The organism is Actinomycetospora termitidis, from assembly GCF_030286555.1.
Taxonomy (GTDB): domain Bacteria; phylum Actinomycetota; class Actinomycetes; order Mycobacteriales; family Pseudonocardiaceae; genus Actinomycetospora; species Actinomycetospora termitidis.
In genome coordinates, this window is the sequence record NZ_JASVWF010000001.1 from 1 (window position 1) to 24,930 (window position 24,930).

24 protein-coding genes are annotated in these 24,930 nt (G+C 74.1%); 12 read left to right on the forward strand and 12 right to left on the reverse strand.

Annotation, left to right across the window (positions count from 1 at the left end; genetic code table 11):
- On the forward strand, nucleotides 1-333 hold a 333-nt coding region (locus tag QRT03_RS00005; RefSeq protein ID WP_286050355.1), incomplete at its 5' end, for a CoA-transferase.
- 90 nt (nucleotides 334-423) lie between these two features.
- Here the strand turns inward: QRT03_RS00005 and QRT03_RS00010 are convergent.
- Both QRT03_RS00010 and QRT03_RS00015 read right to left on the reverse strand, forming a co-directional pair.
- Nucleotides 424-1,089 carry a class I SAM-dependent DNA methyltransferase gene (locus QRT03_RS00010; RefSeq protein ID WP_286050357.1) on the reverse strand — a complete coding sequence of 222 codons (666 nt, stop codon included), beginning with the start codon at nucleotides 1,087-1,089 and terminating at the stop codon, nucleotides 424-426.
- Nucleotides 1,090-1,117: 28 nt separating this feature from the next.
- On the reverse strand, nucleotides 1,118-2,023 hold the full coding sequence (locus tag QRT03_RS00015; protein WP_286050358.1) for a hydroxymethylglutaryl-CoA lyase: 906 nt from the start codon (nucleotides 2,021-2,023) through the stop codon (nucleotides 1,118-1,120).
- A gap of 137 nt (nucleotides 2,024-2,160) precedes the next feature.
- Here QRT03_RS00015 and QRT03_RS00020 point away from each other — a divergent pair, with 137 nt between their 5' ends.
- The gene (locus tag QRT03_RS00020; RefSeq protein WP_286050359.1) at nucleotides 2,161-2,589 is read left to right on the forward strand and encodes a CBS domain-containing protein; all 429 of its coding nucleotides are present in this window, start codon (nucleotides 2,161-2,163) and stop codon (nucleotides 2,587-2,589) included.
- Here the strand turns inward: QRT03_RS00020 and QRT03_RS00025 are convergent.
- Nucleotides 2,574-3,752 (reverse strand): glycosyltransferase, encoded by a 1,179-nt coding sequence (locus tag QRT03_RS00025; RefSeq protein ID WP_286050360.1) that lies wholly within the window; start codon nucleotides 3,750-3,752, stop codon nucleotides 2,574-2,576. The genes QRT03_RS00020 and QRT03_RS00025 overlap by 16 nt on opposite strands.
- Nucleotides 3,753-3,812: 60 nt before the next feature.
- Here QRT03_RS00025 and QRT03_RS00030 point away from each other — a divergent pair, with 60 nt between their 5' ends.
- Nucleotides 3,813-4,787: an aldo/keto reductase gene (locus tag QRT03_RS00030; protein WP_286050362.1), complete on the forward strand. Its 975-nt coding sequence runs from the start codon at nucleotides 3,813-3,815 to the stop codon at nucleotides 4,785-4,787.
- Nucleotides 4,788-4,942: 155 nt separating this feature from the next.
- On the opposite strand, the gene QRT03_RS00035 is transcribed toward QRT03_RS00030, so the two are convergent.
- From QRT03_RS00035 to QRT03_RS00060, 6 genes are all read right to left on the reverse strand, one after another.
- Nucleotides 4,943-6,691, reverse strand: coding sequence for an NAD-binding protein (locus QRT03_RS00035; protein WP_286050363.1), 1,749 nt, complete (start codon nucleotides 6,689-6,691; stop codon nucleotides 4,943-4,945).
- Nucleotides 6,692-6,702: 11 nt separating this feature from the next.
- Entirely contained in the window at nucleotides 6,703-8,313 is a 1,611-nt protein-coding gene (locus tag QRT03_RS00040; protein ID WP_286050364.1) for an adenylate/guanylate cyclase domain-containing protein, read from the reverse strand.
- A gap of 66 nt (nucleotides 8,314-8,379) precedes the next feature.
- Entirely contained in the window at nucleotides 8,380-9,999 is a 1,620-nt protein-coding gene (locus tag QRT03_RS00045) for an adenylate/guanylate cyclase domain-containing protein (RefSeq protein ID WP_286050365.1), read from the reverse strand.
- 60 nt (nucleotides 10,000-10,059) lie between these two features.
- Nucleotides 10,060-11,265 carry a fatty acid desaturase family protein gene (locus QRT03_RS00050; RefSeq protein ID WP_286050366.1) on the reverse strand — a complete coding sequence of 402 codons (1,206 nt, stop codon included), beginning with the start codon at nucleotides 11,263-11,265 and terminating at the stop codon, nucleotides 10,060-10,062.
- Between the two features lie 55 nt (nucleotides 11,266-11,320).
- The gene (locus tag QRT03_RS00055; protein WP_286050367.1) at nucleotides 11,321-12,433 is read right to left on the reverse strand and encodes a ferredoxin reductase; all 1,113 of its coding nucleotides are present in this window, start codon (nucleotides 12,431-12,433) and stop codon (nucleotides 11,321-11,323) included.
- Nucleotides 12,434-12,564: 131 nt separating this feature from the next.
- Entirely contained in the window at nucleotides 12,565-13,314 is a 750-nt protein-coding gene (locus QRT03_RS00060; RefSeq protein ID WP_286050368.1) for a MerR family transcriptional regulator, read from the reverse strand.
- A 132-nt stretch (nucleotides 13,315-13,446) separates the two neighbouring features.
- Between QRT03_RS00060 and QRT03_RS00065 the strand changes: the two genes are divergently transcribed.
- Genes QRT03_RS00065 through QRT03_RS00075 form a run of 3 tightly spaced genes read left to right on the forward strand, consistent with a single transcriptional unit; the run spans nucleotide 13,447 to nucleotide 15,370 of the window.
- On the forward strand, nucleotides 13,447-14,553 hold the full coding sequence (locus QRT03_RS00065) for a M4 family metallopeptidase (RefSeq protein ID WP_286050369.1): 1,107 nt from the start codon (nucleotides 13,447-13,449) through the stop codon (nucleotides 14,551-14,553).
- Nucleotides 14,550-14,861 (forward strand): protealysin inhibitor emfourin, encoded by a 312-nt coding sequence (locus QRT03_RS00070; RefSeq protein WP_286050370.1) that lies wholly within the window; start codon nucleotides 14,550-14,552, stop codon nucleotides 14,859-14,861. The genes QRT03_RS00065 and QRT03_RS00070 overlap by 4 nt, the downstream gene beginning before the upstream one ends.
- Entirely contained in the window at nucleotides 14,858-15,370 is a 513-nt protein-coding gene (locus QRT03_RS00075; RefSeq protein ID WP_286050371.1) for an SMI1/KNR4 family protein, read from the forward strand. Before QRT03_RS00070 ends, QRT03_RS00075 begins: the two co-directional genes overlap by 4 nt.
- Before the next feature lie 19 nt (nucleotides 15,371-15,389).
- Here the strand turns inward: QRT03_RS00075 and QRT03_RS00080 are convergent, their stop codons facing one another.
- Together QRT03_RS00080 and QRT03_RS00085 are read right to left on the reverse strand one after the other, a co-directional pair.
- Nucleotides 15,390-16,136, reverse strand: coding sequence for a hypothetical protein (locus QRT03_RS00080; RefSeq protein ID WP_286052002.1), 747 nt, complete (start codon nucleotides 16,134-16,136; stop codon nucleotides 15,390-15,392).
- Nucleotides 16,136-16,597 (reverse strand): GNAT family N-acetyltransferase, encoded by a 462-nt coding sequence (locus QRT03_RS00085; RefSeq protein WP_345783223.1) that lies wholly within the window; start codon nucleotides 16,595-16,597, stop codon nucleotides 16,136-16,138. The genes QRT03_RS00080 and QRT03_RS00085 overlap by 1 nt, the downstream gene beginning before the upstream one ends.
- Before the next feature lie 198 nt (nucleotides 16,598-16,795).
- On the opposite strand from QRT03_RS00085, the gene QRT03_RS00090 reads away from it, so the two are divergent.
- From QRT03_RS00090 to QRT03_RS00115, 6 genes are all read left to right on the forward strand, one after another.
- On the forward strand, nucleotides 16,796-17,227 hold the full coding sequence (locus tag QRT03_RS00090) for a hypothetical protein (protein WP_286050372.1): 432 nt from the start codon (nucleotides 16,796-16,798) through the stop codon (nucleotides 17,225-17,227).
- 108 nt (nucleotides 17,228-17,335) lie between these two features.
- Nucleotides 17,336-17,896, forward strand: a complete 561-nt coding sequence (locus QRT03_RS00095) for a YceI family protein (RefSeq protein ID WP_286050373.1) — start codon at nucleotides 17,336-17,338, stop codon at nucleotides 17,894-17,896.
- A gap of 14 nt (nucleotides 17,897-17,910) precedes the next feature.
- Nucleotides 17,911-18,783 (forward strand): patatin-like phospholipase family protein, encoded by an 873-nt coding sequence (locus tag QRT03_RS00100; RefSeq protein WP_286050374.1) that lies wholly within the window; start codon nucleotides 17,911-17,913, stop codon nucleotides 18,781-18,783.
- 77 nt (nucleotides 18,784-18,860) lie between these two features.
- The gene (locus QRT03_RS00105) at nucleotides 18,861-19,355 is read left to right on the forward strand and encodes an inorganic diphosphatase (protein ID WP_286050375.1); all 495 of its coding nucleotides are present in this window, start codon (nucleotides 18,861-18,863) and stop codon (nucleotides 19,353-19,355) included.
- Entirely contained in the window at nucleotides 19,352-20,080 is a 729-nt protein-coding gene (locus QRT03_RS00110) for a UbiA prenyltransferase family protein (RefSeq protein ID WP_286050377.1), read from the forward strand. The genes QRT03_RS00105 and QRT03_RS00110 overlap by 4 nt, the downstream gene beginning before the upstream one ends.
- Nucleotides 20,077-21,378 (forward strand): carboxylesterase family protein, encoded by a 1,302-nt coding sequence (locus QRT03_RS00115; RefSeq protein ID WP_286050379.1) that lies wholly within the window; start codon nucleotides 20,077-20,079, stop codon nucleotides 21,376-21,378. Before QRT03_RS00110 ends, QRT03_RS00115 begins: the two co-directional genes overlap by 4 nt.
- 13 nt (nucleotides 21,379-21,391) lie before the next feature.
- Here QRT03_RS00115 and QRT03_RS00120 read toward each other — a convergent pair whose 3' ends face one another.
- Complete coding sequence (locus tag QRT03_RS00120) at nucleotides 21,392-24,919, reverse strand: indolepyruvate ferredoxin oxidoreductase family protein (protein WP_286050380.1); 3,528 nt, start codon at nucleotides 24,917-24,919, stop codon at nucleotides 21,392-21,394.
- Nucleotides 24,920-24,930: the final 11 nt, after the last annotated feature.

A 24,930-nucleotide genomic window follows, 5' to 3' on the forward strand; every position in this document is an offset into this window, starting at 1 on the left:
GGCGCGATGCAGGTCTCCCAGACCGGCGACATCGCCAACTGGATGATCCCCGGCAAGATGGTCAAGGGCATGGGCGGCGCGATGGACCTCGTGCACGGCGCCAAGACCGTCATCGTGCTCATGGAACACGTCGCCAAGGACGGCTCGCACAAGATCGTCGAGAAGTGCGACCTCCCGCTGACCGGCCAGGGCGTCGTCCAGCGGATCATCACCGACATCGCCGTCCTCGACATCACCGAGGCGGGCCTGGTCCTGCGGGAGCTCGCCGACGGCGTCACCGAGGACGAGGTCCGCGAGAAGACCGGGGCCGAACTGACCAGCGCCCTGGGCTGATCGCCACCACCCGGTTCCGAGCGAACGGCACCCTCGCAGCTTCTAGGCGCGCGAGAGTGCCGTTCGATCGTTCCGGGACCTACGCGGGACCTACGCCACCCGCAGCACGACCATTCGCGCGGACACGTCGGCGCCCCTGCGGTAGTCCACGAGGTCGGTGGAGACGATCTCGACCATCGCCATCTGCGCGAGCCGGTCGACCTCCGCGCGGTAGCCGCCGGAGTCCCAGATGTCGTCGAGCACGGTCGCGACGATGGTCCCGCCCGGCCGGGTGAGCCGGACGAACTCGCCGAACGCGCCTGGCCCGACGTGGCCGTGGGTCAGCGTGCCGACGCAGACCACCACGTCGTAGGAGTCCGCCGGCGCCGGCAGCGCCCGCGACAGGTCCGCCGGCGCGAGACGCCGGTACGCCCCGGTGGCCTTGGCCTTGTCCAGCATGCCGGGCGACAGGTCGACCCCGTCGATCGTCGTCGCCCCGAGGGCCGCCAGCTCGACGCCCACGAGACCGGTCCCGCACCCGGCGTCCAGGATCTCGCCCTCGACCCCGCCGGCCCGGGCCACGGTCTGCGCGGCCAGCACCGGCGCGACGTAGCCCTGCGTGTCGCCGGACAGCTCGTCGTCGTAGCTCGCGGCCCACTCGTCGTAGAGTTCGCGCGCGGCGTCCGGGTCGGCGAGCGTGTACGCCCGCCGCATGTAGGCGCTGCCTGCGGTGTTGGTCTCGAGGGGATCGGGCGCACCGGCTCCTGTGTCGGCCATGGGCACATCCTGGCCCATCGGCGGCGGGTCAGCCGGGGAACGTCCCCGCGCGCGGCAGCAGCGCCGGCACCCGGTAGCCGAGCGCCTCGGACAGGAACGTCGCGATCGGGATCAGGCACTCCAGGTCCAGCCCGGTCCGCACCCCCATCCGCTCGAGGAGGTAGACGAGGTCCTCGGTCGCGATGTTGCCCGTGGCGGCCGGCGCGAACGGGCAGCCGCCGATCCCGCCGTTGGACGAGTCCAACCAGTCCACGCCCCACTCGTAGGCGGCGACGGCGTTGGCGAACCCGGTGTTGCGGGTGTTGTGGAAGTGCGCCCGGGTGACGACGTCGGGCGCCACCTCCCGGACGCCGTCGAGCAGCGTGCGCACCTGGGTGGGCACCCCGACGCCGATCGTGTCGGCGACCGCGATCTCCCGCGCGCCGGCCGCCGCGCTGCGGCGGGCCACCTCGACGACACGGGCCGGGTCGACCTCGCCGTCGAACGGGCAGCCGAACGAGGTCGCGATCGTGACGGTCGCGAAGAGCCCGGCCGACGCGGCCTCGGCGAGCACCTCCTCGGCCACCTCGGTCAGCGCCTCGGTGGTGGAGTTCTGGTTGGCCTTGGCGAATCCGTCGGAGGCCGGGACGACGACGTTGACCTCGTCGACCCCGGCGGACACCGCCCGGTCGTAGCCGCGCCGGTTGAGCACGAGGCCGATGTGCGAGACGCCCTCGGGACGCGGCACCCGCTCCATCACGGCCTCGGCGTCGGCCATCGCGGGCACGAGCTTCGGGTGCACGAACGAGGCCGACTCGATGCGGGACGCGCCCGCGGCGATCGCCTGGGTGATCAGCTCGACCTTCGCGTCGGTCTCCAGCACCGCCCGCTCGTTCTGCAGTCCGTCCCGGGGGCTGACCTCGACGATCCCGACCATGCCGTGTCCTCCGTCCACCGCGCTGCGAGCACCCCGACCCTAGCCCGCACCGGCGGGTGGCCGTGGCGGTCCGTGAACCCCCGACGGGAGCCTTTCCGACGCGAACCCGACATGCGATCGTCGTCACACCTGCTCGCCGGACGAAGGGGTCGACGATGCGCATCCGGGACGTCCTGAACACGAAGCCCGCCGAGGTCCTCACGGTGGAACCGGAGACGGCGGTGCCGTCGCTGCTCGCGGCCCTCGCGGCCCGCGGCGTGGGTGCGGCGGTGGTCCTCGACGCCGACGGGGCCGTCGTCGGGATGGTCTCCGAGCGCGACGTCGTCCGGCACCTGCACCACCGCGGGGCGGACGTGCTCGCCGACACGGTCGGTTCGATCATGACCGGGCCGGTCACGTCGTGCGGTCCCGACGACGAGGTCGACTCGCTGGGCGCGGTCATGACCGAGCGGCGCATCCGCCACCTCCCGGTCCTCGAGCAGGGGAGGCTGACAGGGATCGTCAGCATCGGCGACGTCGTCAAGGTCCGTCTCGGCGAGCTGGAGGCCCACCGCGACCAGCTCGAGGCCTACATCGCCGGCTGAGCCCAGGCCTCCACGCGGGCGGCCACGTCGACCGGGCCGGGCAGGGCGGCGACCTCGCTCGCGAGAGCACGGGCGCAGGCCCGCTCGGGCGCGGCGGGGTCCAGCAGCTCCACCACGGCCTTCCCGACGGCGGCCGGGGTCGCCTCGGGCCCGACCAGCTGCCGCCCCGCACCGATCCGCGTGACCGCGTCGGCGTTGAAGAACTGGTCGGCGCCCTGGGGCAGGAGAAGCTGGGGCACCCCGGTCCCGGCGCAGGACAGGGTCGTCCCGCTGCCGCCGTGGTGGACGACGACGGCGGGCGGGTCGTCCGAGGCGAGCAGGTCGGCCTGCGGGACGAACGACTCCACCTGCACGCCGTCCGCCCGGAGATCGGCGAGCTCGCCCGCGTCCACCGAGCCGGTCGCGACGAGCACGTCCCGGTCGGGCGCCGCGAGGCCCTCGACGGCCGCCCGCAGCACCCCGGCCTGCCCGAACGCGGTGCCGAGGGTGAGCAGGACCCACGGGTTGCCGGGACGGCGGTGCCGCTCCACGGGCGTGGGCGGGTTCCAGCCGACGGGGCGCAGCGGGAGCTCGGCGAGCCCGGCCAGGACGTCGGCGGTCCCCGGGCTCTGCAGCGAGGGCGGGCAGACGTCGAGGTAGGCGTGGGCGAGCCGGTCGCCCGGGGTCACGTCGATGCCGACCTCGGCCGCGACGCGGGCCAGGGGTTCGCGCACGCGCACCGCGAAGGGCGCGACCGGGACCGGGCGGCGCCCGAAGGAGTGCAGCACGCACGGTGTGCCGGTGGCCCCGGCGGCGAGGGACGCGCCCGGCGAGCCCGTCTCCGCGATCACCAGGTCGGCCGGGTGGTCGGCCAGCCACGCCCGCAGCGCCGGGGCGATCTCGCGCGGCATCGCCGCCCCGAACACCCGGCCGGCGACCTCGCGGGTGCCCTGGATCGAGGTCGGCGGGCCGGTCATGCCCAGGGCGAGCATCGTCTCGCGGAACACCTCGAACACCGGCCGCCCGACCGCGAGGGTGGGCACGCCCGACGTCGCGACGGTCGGCTCGAGGTCGGGCCCGGTCGCGAAGGTGACGTCGTGCCCGGCGTCGTGCAGGGCCCGGGCGAGCGGCACCAGCGGGAAGGCGTGGCCGGGGGACCCGAGGGCGGCGACGAGGATGCGCACGGCGGCCCACTGTGCCGAACATCGCCGGTCGGGGACAGGAGTCGCCGGGTAGCCGACTCCATGAAGACGACGAGGCTCGGAAAGACGGAGCTCGAGGTGTCCCGGATCGCCTTCGGGACGTGGCAGGTGTCCGGCGAGTGGGGCTCCTACGACGTCGACCAGGCGCAGCGCGCGATCCGCCACGCGCTGGACCTCGGGGTGAACTTCTTCGACACGGCGCAGGCCTACGGGTTCGGCGAGGCCGAGGAGGTGCTCGCGAACGCGCTGCGCTCCGAGCTCGACTCGAACCGCGACTCGGTCGTCATCGCCACCAAGGGCGGGATCAACCCGGGCGGCGACAGCCCCCGCGACTCCAGCCGCGAATACCTGCGCTCCGGGGTCGAGTCCAGCCTGACGGCGATGAAGATCGACCACATCGACCTGTACCAGATCCACTGGCCCGACGAGCGGACGCCGTTCGAGGACACCGCCGGGTACCTGCAGGAGATGGTGGACGAGGGCAAGATCCGCCACGTCGGCGTCTCGAACTACGACGAGAAGCAGATGGCGGCGTTCGACCGGCGGCGCCCGGTGGAGACGCTGCAGCCGCCCTACCACCTGTTCCGCCGCGGCATCGAGCGCGACGTCCTGCCCTACGTGCGCGAGAACGACATCGGCACGCTGGTCTACTCGCCGCTCGGCTCCGGCCTGCTCACCGGGACGATGGACACCTCGACGACCTTCGAGGACTCCGACTGGCGCTCGCAGGCCTCCGCCTTCCACGGGGAGCAGTTCGAGAAGAACCTCGCGGTCGTGGAGCGGCTGAAGGAGTTCGCGGCCGACAAGGGCGTCGAGGTCTCCCAGCTCGCGATCGCCTGGGTGCTCGCGCAGGACGGCATCGACGTCGCGATCGTCGGCGCCCGCTCCGACCGCAACATCGAGCGTTCGCTGGCCGCGGTCGACGTGGACCTCTCGCGCGACGACCTCGCCGAGATCGAGCGCATCACCGCCGACGGCGTGCAGGTCTCCGGCGCGTCCCCCGAGGGCGTCGCCTGAGCACCGGTTGAGCGAAGGGCCCCATCGGTCGGTCTACCGGTCGGTGGGCGCCCTTCGCCGGTGCGCCACCGATTGGGCGAAGGTGCCCTTCGGTCGATCTATCCGACCGGAGGGGCCCTTCGGTCGAACCCGGGGTGGGGTGGCCGCCGGGTGACTCAGCCGCCCACCGCCGACCGGGCGTCGCAGCGCTCCAGCACCGTCCCGAGACCGCCCCGGGTGGCGACGACGAGCAGGCGGTCCCCCACCTTGAGCGCGCGACGCGCCCGCGGCGGCATCTCCAGCACCGCGTCCGGCCCCGAGCCGCGGAACACCCCGACGACGCGGATCTCCCCGGGTTCGGTCAGCACCGACACCGGCAGGCCGATCATCAGCGACGCCCGCCGCACGGTCACCTCGGCCATGAGCAGGATGCGGCGCCCGACCGGGACCGTCGCGAGCACCTGCCCGTCGCGCAGCGCCGCCGCGAACACCGGCGCGGCCACGTAGGACACGCTGCGCGAGATCGCGTTCATGCTGCGACCCACCCGCCCGGCGAGGTCGTCGTCGCGCAGCCGCAGCACGACGCGCACCGCCCGCTGCACGGACCGGGCCACCAGGGCCGCCTGCAGGTTGGTCGCGTCGTCGCTGGTGACGGCGACCAGCGCCCGCGCCTCCTCGACACGGGCCTCGCGCAGCACCCGCTCCCGGGTCGCGTCCCCGACCACGAGCGGCACCCCGACCCGGGCAGCGGCGGCGAGGCCGGCCGTGTCCTCGTCGCGCTCCACCCCGACGACGGGCACCCCGCGCTCCCGGAGGGTCGTGACGATGCGCAGGCCGACGTTGCCCAGGCCCACGACGACGACGTGGTCGCGGCGCGGCATCCGTCGCCCCGGGGTGCCCGTCGTGCGGGCGCTGACCGCGCTCTCGACCACGACCGCCGTCACCAACGGGATGATGGCGATGCCCACCACCGTCACGAAGGCCTGGATGACGCGGACCGCGACGCTGGCGGTGGTGTCCGGCTGGGCCGCCCCGGCCGAGTCGAGCACCGCCAGGTAGATGGCGTCGCCGAGGGAGTAGCCGCCGAGGGTCGCGAACGCGACGGTGCCCGCGACGAACAGCACGACCAGGGCCAGGGTGGCGCGGGCGAGCCGACGGGTCAGGGTGCCCCGCACGCGGACGGCGACGCGGTCGAGGAGGTTGCGGAGCCGCTCGGGGCGCGGCCGGGAGAGCTGGTCGGTGCGCTGCGACCGCGACTCGGCGCGGGCGAGGACGAAGTCGGCCGGGTCGGCGTGCTCGCCGGATTCGTCGGGCAGCAGCCGGGGCCCGCCGCGGGCCCCGGTCTGCGAGTTCGCCGCCAGCCCGCAGACGATCGCCGCCTCCCGGACCTCGCGCCGACCGGCCACCACGAAGGTGCGCCCGGCGAGGCGGACGTGCTGGCGGGTGTTGCGCCCGATCGCCTGCGCCACGAACGAGGGCGCGGCCGTCTCGGAGACCGAGAGCACGGTCGCCGTCGGGAGGATGCCCTCGATGCGGGCCCCCAGCCGGGTGTTGAACAGCCGGACGACGAGGCGCACCGACGGGTCGATCTCCTGGACCCGCAGCGCCCGGTGGATGTTCGTGACGTCCTCGCGGTCGACGAGGGCCACGGCGGTCGCGCCGTGCACCCCGGCGGCGAGGAAGGTGCGGTCGTCGTCGGACCGCCCGCCCTCGACCACCCGTACGCCGGGCGCGGCCTCGATCCGGGCGACGTAGCGACCGGTGCGCTCCGCGACCACGACGACGATCTCGGTGCCGTGGCCCCGCTGGCGGCGCAGGGCCTCCACGATCCGGAGGGTCAGGAGGTTGTCCCCGCAGATGACGAAACGCTCCGTGCGCGTCCCCCGCGCGGTCCGCCCGGACGGTGTGGCCCCCGCACTCGTCACGAGCGGGCACCCTAACGGTGGGTGACCTCGCTCGCGGTCCGATCCAGACGGTAGGTGGGCACGACGTGCCTGTCGCGCGGGATCGCGACCTCGGTGTCGGTGGTGCGACCCCGCAGCCGCTCGGCCGACACGACCATCCACCGGCCGGCCTCCACGTCGCCGGCCTGGTCCAGCGCGGTGCCGGAGGCCACCACCCCGCGCCACGACGCACCGTCGCGGGCGGTGGTGCGCTTCGCCAGGTCGCAGAGCCGGGCGGCCTCGTTCACGGGGTCGCCGATGACGGTGTACTCGTAGCGCCGCGCGTCGCCGACGTTGCCTGCCACGGCCTCGCCCGCGGACACCCCGATCCCGGCGTGCGCCCCGGCGCGCTCCAGCCGCCCGGCGAGCTCGCGCGCGGCGGCGAGCGCGCCGCCGGCGGCGTCGTCGTGCTCCTGCGGTGCCCCGAACACCGCGAGCGCCGCGTCGCCCACGAACTTGTTCACCCAGCCGCCGTGACGCTCGACGGCCTCGACCACCTCGGTGAAGAACACGTTGAGCCGCACCACGACCTCGGTCGGCGGGCGCGTGGCCGCCAGCGCGGTGGACCCCACCAGGTCGACGAACAGCACCGCGACGTCACGGATCTCGCCGCCCAGCTCGGACGCGTCGGCCGCGACGGCGGCGTCCGCGACGTCCTCGCCGACCTGCCGGCCGAACAGCTCCCGGACCCGGTCGCGCTCCCGCAGCCCCCGCACCATGGTGTTGAAGCCGGACTGGAGGAGCCCGAGCTCGGTGGTGTCCGAGACCTCGACGACGGTGTCCAGGTCGCCCTGCTCGACCCGGCGCAGCGCGCGGCGCACCGCGGTCACCGACGAGACGATCGAGGTCGACGACAGCGCCGTCACCAGGAAGCCGACCGCGAGCGCCACCGTGGCCAGCACGAACGTCACGAGCCCGAGCTGGGTCACCGTGAAGTACTCGGCGTAGACCAGCGAGGACCCGGAGGCGATCATGACGCCCAGGAGCGGGACGCCGGTGCCCATCACCCACGCCCCGAGCGACCGCACCGCCACCCCGGGCAGACCCCGCTCGATCGGCCGTTCCGCGGCGAACACGCGGGCGACCTCGCGACGCAGCGCGAGCTCGGAGCACCGGTAGGCCACGGTCACCGTGGCGATGCCCCCGAGCGCGATCATGCAGGCGACCGCGAAGGCCAACGTCGTCGAGTACGTGGCGTCGACCAGCGCGAACAGGACGACGCCGACGGTCCACGGGACCGCCTGCACCACCGCGAGCCGCAGCGGCGCCCGCAGCACGACCCGCCGGGCGCGGCGGTGGTGCCGGGCGACCGCCTCGGGTGGGGCCCCGGGACCGGGCGGGTCGGGCAGCCGCAGCCACGCCCACCCGGAGCCGAACGCGACCAGCCCGGCGAGCGGCGCGTAGACCGCGAGCAGGACGAGGTTCTCGCGCAGTGCGATCGTCTCGTCGGCGACCAGGGCGCGGAACGGGAACACCCAGCCCGCGAGCCCGACGAGGATGGCGGCACCGAGCACGTTGGACACGACGACGAGGGCCCCGACCAGCACCTTGGTCGCGAACGCGACCTGGTGCGGGGCCTCCTCGTGCGCTCCGGCGCCCGTCACGCCCCCGACGGTAACGAGCACGGCCCGCCCGTCGGGGTGCTTGTGGCCGGATCGACCCGGTCGGGCTCAGGCCTGCGCAGACATCCCCTCCGACCCGACGGCGGGGCCCGCTGCCCGGCCGGAGGGGCCCGGCTCGCAGGGGTCGAGGTCCGCGAGACGGTCGCCGGGCGCGGAGTACTCCGTCTCCTCGTGCCGTCCCCGCAGGCACTGCCGTCCGACGACCTCCCAGTGCGCCCGCTCCTCCTCGCCCGCCCGCGACAGGGCCGCGGCGGAGGCGACGACGCAGCCGGGGACGGTCTTGGCGAGGTCGGTGAGCCGCGCGGCCTCGTTCACGGGATCGCCGATGACGGTGTACTCGTAGCGCCGGGCGTCGCCGATGTTGCCGGCCACGGCCGGGCCCGCGGAGACCCCGATGCCCGCCGCGACCTCGTCGAGGGCGTCCAGGCGGGCGGCGAGGTCACGGGCCGCGGCGAGCGCGGAGCCCGCCGGGTCGGTCAGGGTGCTCGGCGTGCCGAAGACGGCCAGGGCCGCGTCGCCCTCGAACTTGTTGATCCAGCCGTGGTGGGCCTCGACGGCGTCGACGACCTCGGCGAAGAAGGTGTTGAGCACCTCCACGACCTCGTGCGGCGGACGGTCCAGCGCCATGCGGGTCGAGCCGACGAGATCGACGAAGAGCACCGCGACCTCGCGCACCTCCCCGCCGAGCTCGATGTCGTGGTCCATCGCCTCCCGCGCGACGTCCTCGCCGACCTGGCGGCCGAACAGCGCCCGGATCCGGTCGCGCTCGCGCAGGCCGGTCACCATCGTGTTGAAGCCGGCCTGCAGGAGGCCGAGCTCGGTGGCGTCGGTGACCGGCACCGTGACGTCCAGGTCGCCCTGCTCGACACGGCCCAGGGCGCGACGCACCGCGACCACGGGGTGGGCGATCGACGAGGCCGTCAGCGCCGTGAGCAGGAAGCCCACGGCGAGCGCGATCAGGGCGAGGACGAGCACCACGATCCCGAGCCGCGGCACGCTGTAGTAGTCCGGGACGATCAGGCTGGTGGCGGCGATCAGGGCGACCCCCACCACCGGTACCCCGGTGCCGAGGACCCACCCCCCGATGGACCGCACGGCCACCCCGGGCAGGTCGAGCCCGTTCGGCGGGTCCTGCGCCAGGACGCGCGCGACCTCCCGGCGCAGGGCGATCTCGGTGAGCCGGTAGGCCACGGCCACGGTCGCCAGCCCACCGAGGGCCACGACGCAGGCGACGACGACGGCCAGCCGCGGGGAGTAGACCGAGTTGAGACCGGCGAAGAGCAGGACGGCGACGAACCACGGCACGGCCTGGACGACGGCGAGCCGGAACGGCGCCCCGACCACCACGGCGCGCGCTCGGCGACGGTGGCGCACCCACGCCTCGTCCCCCGCGTCGGGTGCGGGTGCGGCGGGCACGCGGACCCACGCGAGTCCCCAGGCGACGCCGACGACGACGGCCACCACGAGATAGGCGCCGAAGAGACCGACGTTGCGGCTGATCGCCCCGCCCTCGTCGGTCACCAGCGCCCGCGTCGGCAGCACCCACCCGGCGAGCGCGAGGACGATCGCGGCGCCGACCACGTTCGACACCACGACGAACACGCCGGCCAGCGCCTTGCTGAACCAGCGCACGTCCTCGCTCCGCGGGTCCACCGCCGAGTCGTCCACACCGCCCACCTTACCGGTACCGACGGTACCGGTAAGGTTCGGCGCTGCGGGTCGTGTCACCTACGCGGGCATCCCCGGGGTCGACGGCGGGGCCGGCGGGAGGGCCGAGTCCGGCGCGCCGTCCGGCCTCACCTTGCCGGCCTGACGCGGCAGCCCGCGATCGATGCGACGCTCGTTGGCCTCCCGGAGCTTCTTCGCCGGCAGCGACAGCCGCCAGATCGACCGGGTGGCCTGCCAGAACTGCCGCGGGAACGAGCCCGTGGTGTAGGGCAGGTCGTACTTCTCGCACAGCGCCGTGACGCGCTCGGCGATCTCCGGGTACCGGTTCGACGGCAGGTCCGGGTACAGGTGGTGCTCGATCTGGTAGCCCAGCGACCCCGACATGATGTGCATCAGCCGGTTCCCGGTGAAGTTCGCCGAGCCGAGCAGCTGGCGCAGGTACCACTCGCCCTGCGTCTCGTTCTCCAGCTCCTCCTCGGTGAACACCTCGGCGCCGTCGGGGAAGTGGCCGCAGAAGATGATCGCGTAGGACCAGACGTTGCGGATGATGTTGGCGGTGAAGTTCGCCGTCGCGGTGTGCACCGCGTTCGGTCCGGTCAATGCCGGGAACAGCACGTAGTCCTTGCCGACCTGACGGGCCTGCTTGCGCAGGATGTCGGTGAACTTCTTCTTGAACTCCTCGGGGTCCTCGAGCTTGAGCTTGACGAGGCCGTCGATGTCCAGGTCGTGCAGCGAGACGCCGTACTCGAAGAACGTCATGAGCAGCGCGTTCACCACGGGCTGCGTCAGGTAGTACGGGTGCCACGGCTGGTCGGAGCGGACGCGGAGGATCTCGTAACCGACGTCCTTGTCCTTGCCGATCACGTTCGTGTACGTGTGGTGCAGGTAGTTGTGGGAGTGCTTCCACTGGTCCGCGGGGCAGACGTTGTCCCACTCCCACGTCGACGAGTGGATCTCCGGATCGTTCATCCAGTCCCACTCGCCGTGCATGACGTTGTGGCCGATCTCCATGTTCTCGAGGATCTTGGCCACGCCGAGCGTGAGCGCCCCGGCCCACCACAGCTCGCGGCGGTGGCTGCCGAACATCATCACGCGGGCGGCGACGTTCATGCGCCGCTGGATCGTGATCAGACGCCGGATGTAGGCGGCGTCGGCGTCGTTCCGCGACTCCTCGATGTCGGAGCGGATCTGGTCGAACTCCCGGCCGAGCGCCTCGACGTCGGCCTCGGAGAGATGTGCGAATTCCTTGACGTCCCGGATCGCCACGGTGCTCCCTCGGATCGGTTCCGGTGTACTCGGTCGTGAGTCGGGCTGGTCGTCCTCAGGCGTCGACGACGCAGTCGCCGGCCGCCGCGGTCACACAGGTCTGGATCTTCACGGCGTCCCAGCTCTGACCGCCGGAGCCGTCGGCGCGGTGCTCCGTGCCGTCCCGCAGGTCGCGCACCGCGCCGGAGCGGAGCGGGACGACGCAGGTGTGACAGATGCCCATCCGGCAACCGAACGGGAGCTGCAGGCCCGCCTGCTCGCCGGCCTCCAGCAGCGTCGTGGCGCCGTCGATCTCGATCTCCTGGTCCGACTGGGAGAACGTGACCGTGCCGCCCTCGGCCTCCCCGCCCGCGAGGTTCGCCGAGAAGCGCTCGACGTGCAGCTGGTCCTCGAGGCCGGCCTCGGACCAGACGCGCTCGGCGTCGTCCAGCATCTCGTTCGGACCGCAGACCCAGGCTGCCCGCTCGGTCCAGTCCGCACACACCTCGTGCAGCTGCTCGAGGTCGAGGTGGCCGTCCTCCTGGGTGTGACGACGGATGACGGTGACCGACCCGTAGCGCTGCTCGATGTCGGCGAGCTCGTCGGAGAACAGGAAGTGCTCGGGATCCGGGGCCGAGTGCACGACGACCACGTCGGGCATCGTCGAGCGGCGGTCGAGCGTGCGCAGGAACGCCATGATCGGCGTGATCCCCGAACCCGCCGTCAGGAAGAGGATCTTCTTCGGCGGGGGATCCGGGAGCACGAAGTCGCCCTGCGGCGGTGCGAGCCGGACGATCGTGCCGGGCGCGACGCCGCGGACCAGGTGCTGGGACAGGAAGCCCTCGGGCTGCGCCTTGACGGTGACCGAGAGGTGCCCGGAGTCGCGCTTGGGCGGCGAGGTGAGCGAGTACGAACGCCAGTGGAAGCGCCCGTCGACCTGCACCGCGATGCCGACGTACTGGCCGGCCTGGTGGTCGAACGACCAGCCCCAGCCCGGCTTGATGACCAGCGTCGCGGCATCGTCGGTCTCCTGCACGACCTTGACGACCTTCCCGCGCAGCTCACGCGCGGACCAGAGCGGGTTGAGCAGGGTCAGGTAGTCGTCGGGCAGGAGCGGGGTGGTGAACCGTGATGCCGCGGACCGAAGCCGCTGGACCGGTCGGGGGAGCTTCGCCGACGCCTCGTTCACGAACGCCTCCGTATCGCCACTGACCCCGTTGCCGTGTGCGTCCCCCCGGGTGACCGGGGAGCGGTGGCGCGGGGATGACCCGTGTGAGGCAGATCAAAACATGGCGAGGAGTCATATGACATCCCGGGATGTCAGATGGTTCCGGCGTCGCCGTCCTCGAGCACCTGCGAGGCCTCGCGCACGAGCTCCCCGACCGCGCGCGGCATCGTCTCGCGGAAGGCCGACATCACCGTGCGGGCGGCGATCGGCTGCAGGCTCGCGACGGCGTGGCGCAGGTCCCCGAGGCCCGCGACGGGCAGGCCCGCGGCGACGAACTCCTGCCACACCGTGCGGCGGAAGAGGTCGACGAAGCCGTCCGCGACCTCGTCGAGGTGGGCGAGCACCGCCTCGCGGGTGCGCAGCAGGGCCTCGACCGGCAGGCCGAGCGCGGCCGCCTCGACGCCCGCCCGCACCATCTCCGGACTGTGCACGCGGATGTGCTCGCCGCCCATCTCCTCGACCATCCCGGCGTCCACGAGCGCCCGGTAGGAGGCGGGCTCGCCGCCGAGCCAGGACGCGAACTCCTCCCGGGTCAGCTCCACCGGGGGCTCGGCGCGCCAGGGGGTGAGCATCTCCAGGTACTGGGCGAGCGCCCGCTCGGCGGACTGGTTGGGCGTGGCCTCGACGAGCCGCTCGATCGCGGCGAGCGAGAACCCCTCGGCCTGCAGGTGCGTGATGAGCTCGAGGCGGGCGAGGTGCTCGGCGCCGTAGAACCCGGTGCGGCCCTGCATCCGCGGGGGCGGGAGGAGGCCACGGGCGGCGTGCGCGCGGACGTTACGGACCGTCATCCCGGCGTGGGCCGCCAATCGGTCGATCGTCCACTCCGCCGCCGAGGCCACCACGTGAGGCCACGCTACGGACGGGGCGCGACCAGGTCGATTCGTGTTACCACGGGTACCGCGTAGCTCTGCGCGGTCGGCGCGCCTCCTGGTCGGCGGTGCCGGGGTGCGATCCCCTGTGTCACATTGCCCGCCATGGTCCTGTGCGCGATCGCCCCGCCGTCGCTGCTGCTCCGTCTCGCCGACGCGGGGTCGAGGTCGGCCCGGGAGGCCGCGCTGGAGACGATCCGGGTGTCCGAGCGCCTCCGCGGGCGGCGCATCGCGGTGGCCCGGGCCCTGCGCGAGCAGGGCGTGGCGGTCCCGCCGGACCGTCCGGGCGTCACCGCGAACACCGTGTTCGACGTCGAGGGAGGCGAGGAGTCGGCGCTCCCGGGCCGCCAGGTGCGCGGCGACGGCGACCCGCCGTCCGCGGACGCCGCGGTGAACGAGGCCTACGACCACGCCGCCGCCACCGTGGCCTTCTACCGCGAGGTCCACGCCCGGGAGTCGATCGACGGGCGCGGGCTGGACCTGGTCTCGTCGGTGCACTTCGGGCAGCGCTACGACAACGCGTTCTGGACCGGCGAGCAGATGGTCTACGGCGACGGCGGAGGCGGCACCTTCGTGGCCGGCGCCCTCACCCGCTCGCTCGACGTCATCGCCCACGAGCTGACCCACGGCGTCACGCAGTACACCGCGAACCTGGTCTACGAGGCGCAGAGCGGCGCGCTGAACGAGTCGTTCTCCGACGTCTTCGGGATCCTGGTGAAGCAGCGGGCGGGCGGGATCGACGCCGCATCGTCGGACTGGCTCATCGGGGCGGGCGCACTGGAACCCTCGCTCGGGACGGCGCTGCGCAGCATGCTCGCGCCGGGCACCGCCTACTCCGGCGACGACCAGCCCGCCGACATGGACTCCTACCGCGACCTGCCGGTGGACGACGATCCCCGCAACGACTCCGGCGGGGTCCACATCAACTCCGGCATCCCGAACCGTGCCTTCGCCGAGGCCGCGCGCACGCTCGGCGGGAACGCGTGGGAGACGGTCGGGCCGGTCTGGTACACCGTGCTCACCGAGCGGCTCCGCGCGAACGCGCAGTTCGCCGACGCGGCGGCGGCGACGATCGCGGTGGCCGCGGAGCGCTACGGGGACGGTTCCCGGGAGCACGACGCGGTGCGCGGCGGCTGGGACGCGGTGAAGGTCGCGCCTACCCCGGGAGACGGAGCGCAGCGGAGCTCGACCCGTCGACCGGACCCCCGATGAGGGTCACCGTGGTGCGGGGTGGCGGGGTCGCCGGGATGGTCGTGACGACGACCGTCGACGCCGTCGACCTCGATGCGGCCCGTACCGACGAGCTGCGCGCCCTCGTCGCCGGTTGCTCGTTCCGGGAGCGCTCCGGCCCGGTGGCCCCGGCGATGCGTGACGGCTTCACCTACGAGGTGACCGTGGACGACGACGACGGCTCCTCCCGGGGCGTCCGCTTCGTCCAGGGCACGGCGCCGGAGGGCATGGGCGAGCTGTTGCGCTGGGTCGACGAGTGCCCCTCCGGGCGGCGGGAGCCCGGCCGGTGACGAACGGACGCCAACCGCTCTCGGACCGACCGCGGGGCAGCGCCCGCGGCGGTGTCCCCGACGACGAGCTGCGCGCGGCCTGGGCCCGCTGGCTCGGCGTGCTGCGCAACCGCGGGCGGGACCCGGTGCCGGTGCTGCGGCCGGGCGCCGCCCCGAGCGCACTCGCCGTCGCGGAGCAGACCGTCGGGTTCGCGCTGCCGGACCCGGTGCGCGCCCTCTACGCGGTGAACGACGGACAGGAGGGGCCCGGGGGTCCGGCGATCTTCCCGGCGCACGAGTTCTGCTCGCTCGTCCACGGGGCGCGGGTGGCCGGGGAGCACGGCCCGGAGCACTGGCCGCTCGCCGAGGACGCCGCCGGGCACCACCTGCTCGTCGACTGCACGTCCGGGCGGGTCGTCACCGCGGACCGGGAGCTCGCCCCCGGACTCCTCGCCTACCTGGGCCTGCTCGCCGAGGCCGACCTGGACCTCGCCGACGACGGGTCGTGGGACGCGCCGGCCCTGCGGTAGCGGGTCCGGCCGTGCTCGCTCACCAGTCGCCGAACAGGTCCCCGCCGTCGAACCCGCCACCATCGAACGCGCCGAACCCGCCGAACCCGCCACCGGCGAACCCGCCGTCGTCGGGGCCCGGCCCGCCCCAGCCGCCGTCGAACCCGCCCCCGACGCCTCCGCCGAAGCCCGAGAACAGGGCGTCCGCGAGCAGCACCCCACCGACCGCGCCCACCCCGCCGAGCAGCATCGGCCTCCACCACGGCTCGGAGTACCAGCCCGCGGCGACCGGGCGGCCGGCCACGGTGCCGCCCGGGTGGTAATGGGCGTTGCGGGCGGAGGGGACCGGAGAGCCGGTCACGGTGCGGCCGCCGAGGTCCACGGCGCGCTCGCCCGTGAGCTCTCCGGCGCGCGCCCGCTCCGCGCTCGACGGCAGCGCAGGTCCGGGGTCCATCCCCATCGCGGTGCGCGCGGCGCGGACGAAGTGCAGGCCCTCCAGCGCGGTGTCGGACACCAGGCGCCACTGCGCGGGGGTGGATGCGGTCGCGAGCTGCGACCCGGCGGCGGTGTACCGCTCCGAGGCGTCGGACAACGCCTGGCGAGAGGGTCCGTCCGTGCCGGTCAGGGCGAGGACCTGGCCGCCGAGTCGGTCGTACCAGCGACGGGCCTCCGCCTCGGCGTCGGCCGCCGCGGGCGGCGACCCGGCCCGGCCCGACGACGAGCCGGGACGGCGACCCACGGCGAGCGCGACGAGAGCACCCACGACGAGCAGCACCACCAGGAGCATCACGCTCCCGACGATCCGCCCGCAGCCTGGGCATCCGCTGTGGCGGACCTGAGCATCGGGACGTGCGGGATCCCGTCCTCGTCGTAGCCGGGCCCGGACACCGCGAAGCCGAAGCGTTCGTAGAACCCCTGCGACCGCACCTGCGCCCCGAGCACCACCGGCCCGGTCGTCGACGACAGGGCCGCGCCGAACAGCGCGGCACCCGCGCCGGTCCCGCGGAACCCCGGCGCGGACACGACCCGCCCGATGCGCGTGGTCCCGTCGGGCTCCGCCAGCACCCGCAGGCAGGCGGTCAGCTCGCCGCCGGCGGCCCGCGACCACCAGTGCTCCGCCTCGAGATCGAGCCCGTCGAGCTCCGGGTACGCGCACTCCTGCTCCACGACGAACACCTCGACCCGCAGGGCGAGCACGGCGTAGAGGTCGCGCGGGGTCATGTCGTCGAGACGGGCGCGGTGGATCACCCCACGAAGGGTGGCACCCGCACCGTCCGTCGGTGTAAGACGTGCGTGTGGGCACCGAGGATCTGGAGCGGTTCTGGCCGAGCCGCCGCCTCGACGCCTTCGACGAGTTCTGTCGCCCGTGCGCCTGACGTCGTGAGCCGACGTCCCCCGCCCAGCCTGCGACCCCTCGTCCGAAGGACCTCACCTGTCATGACCGCCGTGAGCACTGAACCCACCCCCACCGTCGTCGTCCTGGACCCCGTGAGCCACGGCCTGGTCGACCCGGCCGGGGGCAGCCGCGACCTCGACGCCCTGCTCGACGAGGCCCGCACGGCCGAGCGGGAGGGCGCGGAGGCCGTCGTCGTCCCCCCCGCGAGCGCCGGCGCCCCGGCGCCGCGCCACTGGCCGGCCACCGCCCAGGCCCTCGCCGTCCTGCTCGCCACCACGCGGGTGCGGGTGATCGTGCCGATCCGCGCCCGCGCGTGGGACGTCGAGGCCGTGGCCCGCTTCGCCTCCAGCGCCACCGGCCTGGCGGGCGACCGACTCGTCGTGCGGGTGCTCGGGGTGGGGGCCACCTCGTTCGCGACCCGCCTGCAGGCCCGCTGGTCGGGGACGGTCGTGGTCGGCGACCCGGAGACCGTCGCGGCCTGATTCCCCGATCGGGCGAGGTCGTCACCACAGACCCGACACTTGAAGATGCAAGCGAAGGTGCTACGCTCGGGTCTATCAGTTGATGCTTCAAGCGTCCGGGAGGACACCATGACCGAGACCGCCGCCCCGCAGCTCACCCTCGCCGGCGACTACCAGATCGACCCGGCCCACAGCCGCGTCGGCTTCACCGCCCGCCACGCCATGGTCACGAAGGTCCGGGGCTCGTTCGGCGAGTTCCGCGGCTCCGCGACGATCGACGAGGCGAACCCCGCCGCGTCCACGACCGAGATCGTCATCCAGGCCGGCAGCTTCGACTCCAGCCAGGAGCAGCGCGACGGCCACGTCAAGAGCGGCGACTTCCTGAACGTCGAGGTCTACCCGGAGATCACCTTCCGCTCGACCTCCGTCGAGAAGGCCGGTGACGACGTCTGGCGCATCACCGGCGACCTGACGATCCGCGACGTCACGAACTCGATCACGATCGACTTCGAGCACACCGGCGTCGCCCAGGACCCGTTCGGCAACCAGCGCGCCGGCTTCGAGGGCTCGACGACGATCAACCGCAAGGACTACGGCATCACCTTCAACGCCGCCCTCGAGACCGGTGGCGTGCTGGTGAGCGACAAGGTCGGCCTCGAGTTCGACATCTCGGCGATCAAGCAGGCCTGATACACAGCACTGCCATGAGCAGCGCAGCGCAGCAGCCCGGCGGGACGGCCCTCGTCCTCGGCGGTGGCGGGGTGACCGGCATCGCCTGGGAGATCGGCGTCCTGGCCGGGCTGCGTGCTGCGCGCGGCCCGCTGGCGGCCGGCCTCGACGCGCCGGCGCTCGTCGTCGGGACCTCGGCCGGGTCCGTGGTCGGCACCCTCGTGGCGGCCGCCGCCGACACCGGCCCGGGCTGGGACCTCGCGGACGCCCTGGCCGCGCAGCACGCGCCCTCGGCGTCGGAGATCCCGCGCGACGTCGACCTCGAGGCGCTCATGGAGGCGATGCAGACCGACAGTGCCGATCCGCTCGAGGCCCGTCGGCACGTCGGGGAGTTCGCGCTCGGCGTGGACCGCTCCGTGGCCGACCGGCGCCGCGTGTCGGTGGCGGCCCGCCTCCCGGTGCACGACTGGCCCACGACGCCGTTGCGCATCACCGCCGTGGACGCCCGGACCGGGGAGCTCGTCGTGTTCGACGGCACCGCCGGCGCTCCGCTCGACGACGCCGTCGCGGCCAGCTGTGCCGTGCCCGGGGTGTGGCCGACGGTGCCGGTGGCGGGCCGCGACCTGATGGACGGCGGGATGGCCTCCCTGTGCCACGCGACGCTGGCCACGGGTCACGACCGCGTCGTCGTGCTCGTCCCCTTCCCCGCGCCCGGCGGCGGACCGGTACGGGGCCTCGACGACGAGCTCGACGAACTGCGGGCGGCCGGCACGGAGGTGACCGTGATCGGCCCCGACCCGGAGTACCTCGCCGGACCCGGGAGCGCCGCCCTCGACCCGGCGGGACGGCCCGCGGCCGCCGACCTGGGGTACCGGCTGGGCCGATCGTTCGGGCAGGACCCGGGTTGATCGCCCCGGGGTGGCCCGGTGGTGCCCCACCGGCCACACTGGCCCCCCACGGTCGGGCGAGGTGAGAGGGGCAGGTCGTGGATTTCGACGTCTTCGTCGAGGTGCCTCGGGGCAGCCGCAACAAGTACGAGCTGGATCACGAGAGCGGGAAGCTCCGGCTGGACCGGACCCTCTTCACCGCCACGCAGTACCCGGCGGACTACGGCTTCATCGAGGACACGCTCGGCCAGGACGGCGACCCGCTGGACGCGCTCGTGCTCGTGCAGGAGCCGACGTTCCCGGGCTGCCTCGTCCGCAGCCGCGCCATCGGCATGTTCCGCATGACCGACGAGGCCGGTGGTGACGACAAGGTGCTCTGCGTCCCGGTCGACGACCCGCGCCTGGAACACCTGCGCGACATCCACCACCTCGACCAGTACCACCGCATGGAGATCCAGCACTTCTTCGAGGTCTACAAGGCGCTCGAGCCGGACAAGTCCGTCGAGGGCCACGAGTGGGTCGGGCGCGCCGCGGCCGAGAAGGAGGTCCGGGCCTCGATCGAGCGGGCGACCGAGGCGGGCTTCACCACGTGACCGCGGCCGACGACCGGGGTCTGTTGGGCGGCCCACGGCGCGACGGGCCCCTGCCGAAGCTCGTGGTCGTCGGGATCGCCTGGGCCGCCATCGGGGTCGTCGCCCTGATCACGGCCGTGTTGATGCGTTCGCTCGGCATCGCGGTGTTCGGCTTGCTGTGCGTGCTCGCGGGCGGTGGGCTGTGGTTCGGCCAGCGGACCCGGGAGCGCCTCGCCCACGACGAGGAGATGTTGAGCTCCGGCCCGATCGAGTTCGACCCGGACCCGGGCGCGGACGACGACGTCGTGCACGGCGAGCCCGACGACGACCGCCACGCCACCCGCGTCATGTCGACCGGCTCCGACGACGCCGATGACTCCGACGACTCGCGCGATCGCGGCGACTCCCGCGGGTCCGACGACATCGTCGACGCCGAGTACGACGAGTACATCGACTACGAGCCCTCCCCCTCCGACCAGGACGACGGGACCGGGTACGACGACGACGAGATGGCCTACCGGCGTCGCCGGGAGGACGAGTGGGCCCGCGAGGCGCGCGAGCACGAGGCGGCGCGGCGCGGGGGTGAGGTCATCGAGGCCGACGAGGACGAGCCCGCGGACGACGGGTCCGGGGACGACGGGTCCGGGGACCGGGACCCCGCCGACGACGAGGACCGCCAGGACGGCAGGGACGGCGACCGCTCGGGCACCCGCCGCGACGGGTCTCCCGGGGAGGCCGACCGGTGACGGTCACGACCGACGCCGAAGCCCCCGTCGTCGTCACCCCCTCCGGTGCCGTCCGGGGCCGCGTGCACCGCGACGGCGGCGTCGTCGAGTTCCTCGGCCTGCGCTACGCGCGGGCCGACCGTTTCGGTCTCCCGACGCCAGAGCCGGCCGGGGACGGCACGCGCGACGCCCGCACCCCGGGGCCGCAGTGCCCGCAGCTCGCCTCGCGCATGGACGCGATCGCCGGCCCGTCGAATGCCGACGACCTCGGCCAGGACGAGGACTGCCTGCGGCTCACCGTCCGCGCGCCGGCCGACGTCCGGCCGGACGAGCGCCTGCCGGTGCTCGTGTGGATCCACGGCGGGGCCTACGTGATCGGTGGGGTCGACCTCTCCTGGTACGACACGGCCCGCCTCGTGCGCGAGGGTCGGGTGGTCGCGGTCGGCGTCGGCTACCGGCTCGGCATCCTCGGCTGGCTCCGCGCGCCCGGGGTCTCGCCGGGCAACCTCGGGCTGGCCGACCTCACCGCCGCACTGCGCTGGGTTCACGAGCACATCGCGGCCTTCGGCGGCGACCCGGATGCGGTCACCCTGGTCGGGGAGTCGGCGGGAGCGCACGCGATCGCCTGCCTGATGAGCGCGCCCGACCTGCGCGGACTGTTCCGGCGCGTGATCCTGCAGAGCGGCCAGCTCGGGCTGGGGCTCGGCACGGAGCGCTCGGCGGCCCGCGTGGCCGGCCACGTCGACGACGCCCTGGACGGCGCCGATCCCCGCACCGTCGGCATCGACGACCTCCTGGAGGCCCAGCGGCGGGCGATGGTCCGCCACGCCGGGCCGGGCGGGATCAACTCGGCGCCCGCCTTCACCCCGGTCGCCGGCGTCGAGCCGCTGGTCGGGGTGTCCGCCGCGGACCCGTGGGTGGCGGCTGCGCACTCCGGTCACCCGATGATCATCGGGACGACGGCCGACGAGGCGAACACCTTCGTCCACATCGCGCCCGCGCTGCGGCGTCTCGCCCGACGGTTCCCGACGCCGGTCGCGTGGGGCTCCCGGCTCGCCACCCACCGGGTGTTCACGTGGCCCGCGCAGCGCCTCGCCACCCGCGCCGCCGCGGCCGGGACCACGGTGAGCACCTACCGCTTCACCTGGTCCGCCCCGGACTCCGGGCTGGGCGCCTGCCACGCGATCGAGCTGCCGTTCCTCTTCGGCGGCCGGGAGGCGTGGCAGGAGGCCCCGATGCTGGCCGGGGCCTCCTGGGACGACGACGTCGAGCCGCTCGGCGTCGCGCTCCGGGCGTGGTGGTGTGGCTTCGCCAGGTGAGCAGAAAGTGTGGCTATAGCCCCTCGAAGTGCTCACCTACCGCGGAGCGGTACATCGCCACGGTGGCCAGCTTGACGTCCTCGTAGCCGCGCACCATGTCCGGCAGCGCGGCGATCGCGACCGCCCGGTCCACCTCGCCCGCAGCCGCCATCTCCACCAGGCGCGGGACCAGCTCCCGGTACTCGACGACGAGCTCGCGCTCCACCCGCCGGACCTCCGCGCGCCCGAACGGGTCGAGCGGCGTCCCGCGCAGCCGGCGCATCGCGCGGAGCGAGACGTAGCCCGGACGGAACCAGGGCCCGAGCGTCAGCTTGTGCCGCAGCCCCATCGCCCGCAGCGACGGCGGGTGCAGCTTCCACGAGATCCGGGAGTCGGCCCCGAACTCCGCCCGCACCGAGGCGCCGAACGCCGGGTCGAGCGAGAGCCGGGCGACCTCGTACTCGTCCTTGTAGGCCATCAGCTTGTGCAGCCCGACGGCGACGGCCTCGGCCAGCTCGGCCGGACCGTCGACGAGGCCGCGCACCACGTCGGCGTAGGACCGCGCGTAGGCCGCGTCCTGGTAGGCCACCAGCTCCGGCACCCGGATCCCGACGAGCCGCTCCAGCTCCGACCCGGCCGGCGCGCCCACGGACGCGACGATCTCCGCCGCGGCGACCGCACCCGCCGTCGTCAACCCCGGGACACCGTCCGGCGCCGGACGGGTCACCGCCTCGACCACGGCCGCGAACGCCTCCGGGTCGGCGACCGACTGCCGCCCGCGCCGGAACGCCTGGACGTTCTTCTCGACGGCGGCGCCGTTGAGCTCGAACGCCGCCTCCACCGCGGAGGCCGGGAGCGGGAGCGCCCCGAGCTGGTACGCCGCCCCGAGCAGGATCGTCAGCGAGAACTGGTCGTCGCCGAAGAGCGCCTCGGCCAGCGCCCGCGCGTCGAGCACCGCACCCACGTCGGCCCGGACCGAGGACCGGATGCGCCCGAGGACGGCGTCCACGGCCGGGTAGGTGACGGTCGGGTCGACGACCTGGTCGCCGGTCGGGATCTTCGCGCTCGACACCACGCCGACCGTCCGGGACGACGATGCGGCCTTCAGGTAGGCCGGGTCGGCGGCGACGAGCAGGTCCGCGCCGAGGTAGAGATCGCACTCCCCGGCTGCCGCCCGCCCGGCCAGCTCCGAGGAGCCGATCTTGACGTCGGAGACGACCGCGCCGCCCTTCTGCGCGAGACCGGTCTGGTCGAGCCCGCGGGTCGGGCGGCCCGCGATGCGCGCGGCGGCCGCGAGGACCTGCGCGATCGTCGTGACCCCGGTGCCGCCGATGCCCGCGAGCCGGACGACGGCGTCGTCCGGAACGGTCCGGACGGGCTCGGGCAGCCGCTCACCGCCCAGGGGCTCGACGGCCGCCGTGGTCCGGGAGCCGCCGGGCTCGACGACCGTGAACGCCGGGCAGTCGCCGTCCAGGCAGGAGTAGTCCTTGTTGCACGACGCCTGGTGGATGCGGGTCTTGCGGCCGAACTCGGTGTCGACCGGCGTGACCGACAGGCAGTTCGACGTCTGCCCGCAGTCCCCGCAGCCCTCGCAGACCCGCTCGTTGATGACGACGCGGGTGGTCGGGTCCGCGATCTTCCCGCGCTTGCGCTTGCGACGCTTCTGCGCGGCGCACTCCTGGTCGTGGATCAGCACCGTCACGCCGGGCGTGGCCGCGAGCAGTTCCTGCGCCTCGTCGATGCGTGACCGGTCCCAGACGACGACGCCCTTCGCGAGCTTCACCCGCCGGTAGCGGGCGAGGTCCTCCGTCGTCACGATCACGCGCGCGACGCCCTCGTCGAGCAGGACCCGGACCAGCTGCGGCATCGACAGCTCCCCGACGGCGTCCTGCCCGCCGGTCATCGCCGCGGCGCCGTTGCGCAGCAGCCGGAACGTCACGTGCGCCTTCGCGGCGACGGCCGCGCGGATCATCAGGCTGCCGGAGTGGTGGAAGGTGCCGTCGCCCATGTTCTGCACCCAGTGCGCGGCCTTCGCGGGGTCGGCGAACGGCTCGGTGCCGAGCCAGTGCGCGCCCTCGCCGCCCATCTGCGTGATGCCGGTGACCTCGCCGACCTGCGCCTCGGGCATCAGCATGACCATCGTGTGGCAGCCGATGCCGGCGCCGACCAGCGAGCCCTCCGGGGCCGAGGTGGTCGAGGAGTTGTGCGGGCAGCCGGAGCAGAAGTACGGGTTGCGGGTCGCGCCCGCGAGCGGCAGGTCGATGCGGGTCCGTTCCCGACGGCGGCCCTCGGCCCACGCCTCCACGCTCGGGATGTCGGCGAGTCGCGTCGCCAGGCCCTTCGCCACCGCGTCCGGGTCCAGGTCCCCGTACTCGGCGAACAGCGCCCGGCCGTCCGGCCCGCGCTTGCCGTGCACCGCGGGGGCGCCGGTCCGGCCGTAGAGGTGCTCCTTGATCTGGGCCTCCAGGAACGCCCGCTTCTCCTCGACCACGACGATCTCGTCGAGGCCCTCGGCGAAACGGTCGACGATCCCGCCCTCGAGCGGCCACGGCATGCCGACGCGCAGCAGCCGGACGCCCCGCCGGGCGAGCTCGGCGTCGTCGAGCCCGAGGGTGGTGAGCGCCTGGCGCAGGTCGAGCCAGCTCTTGCCGGCCGCGACGATCCCGATCCGCGCCGGGCCGGACCCGACGATCGTGTTCAGGCCGTTCGCGGCGGCGTACCGACGGGCGATGACGAGGCGCTTGCCGTGCAGGTCCCGCTCGAGGGGTGCGAGGCGGGGCCCGAGGAGCTTGGCGTGCGGCTCGTGGCGGAAGGGGGTGCCGGCCCCGAACGTCAGGTCGGGGGTGATCGGCAGGACGCGGTCGGGCCCCACGACCGCGGTGCCGGAGCCGTCGGCCACCGCGGTGACCATCTTGAACCCGACCCACAGGCCGGAGAGGCGGGAGAGCTCGACGGCGTGGCGGCCGAGGTCGAGCACGTCCTGGACGTCCGCCGGGTAGAGCACCGGGAGGGCCATGTCGGCCAGCGCCGCCTCGGAGGCGCACGGCACGCTCGAGGACTTGGCGGCCGGGTCGTCGCCCACGATCGCGAGCGCGCCGCCGGACGTGCCGGACAGGTTCGCGTGCCGCAGGGCGTCGGTGGCGCGGTCGAGGCCGGGGGCCTTGCCGTACCAGTAGCCGGTGATCCCGTCCGCGACGTCGTCGCGCAGCGCGCCGGTCGAGGGCGCGAGCTGGGTGCCCTGCACCGCGGTGAGGGCGATCTCCTCGTTGAGCCCGGGCGCGAACACGATGCCGTGGGCGTCGAGCAGGTCGCGGTGCCGGCCGAGCTCGAGGTCGTAGCCCGCGAGCGGCGAGCCCTCGTACCCGGAGACGTACCCGCCGGTGCGCAGACCGGCGGCGGCGTCGGCGCGGCGCTGGTCCATCGGCAGCCGGACCAGCGCCTGGACACCGGTGAGCTGCACCGTGCCGTCGGTCTCGGTGTAGCGGTCGCGCAGGGTGAGCGCCCGGGGAGCGGGGGTGGGCTCCGGACGGGCGGACGGACGCGCGGGAAGGTCGAGGGTCATGGTGGCGACCT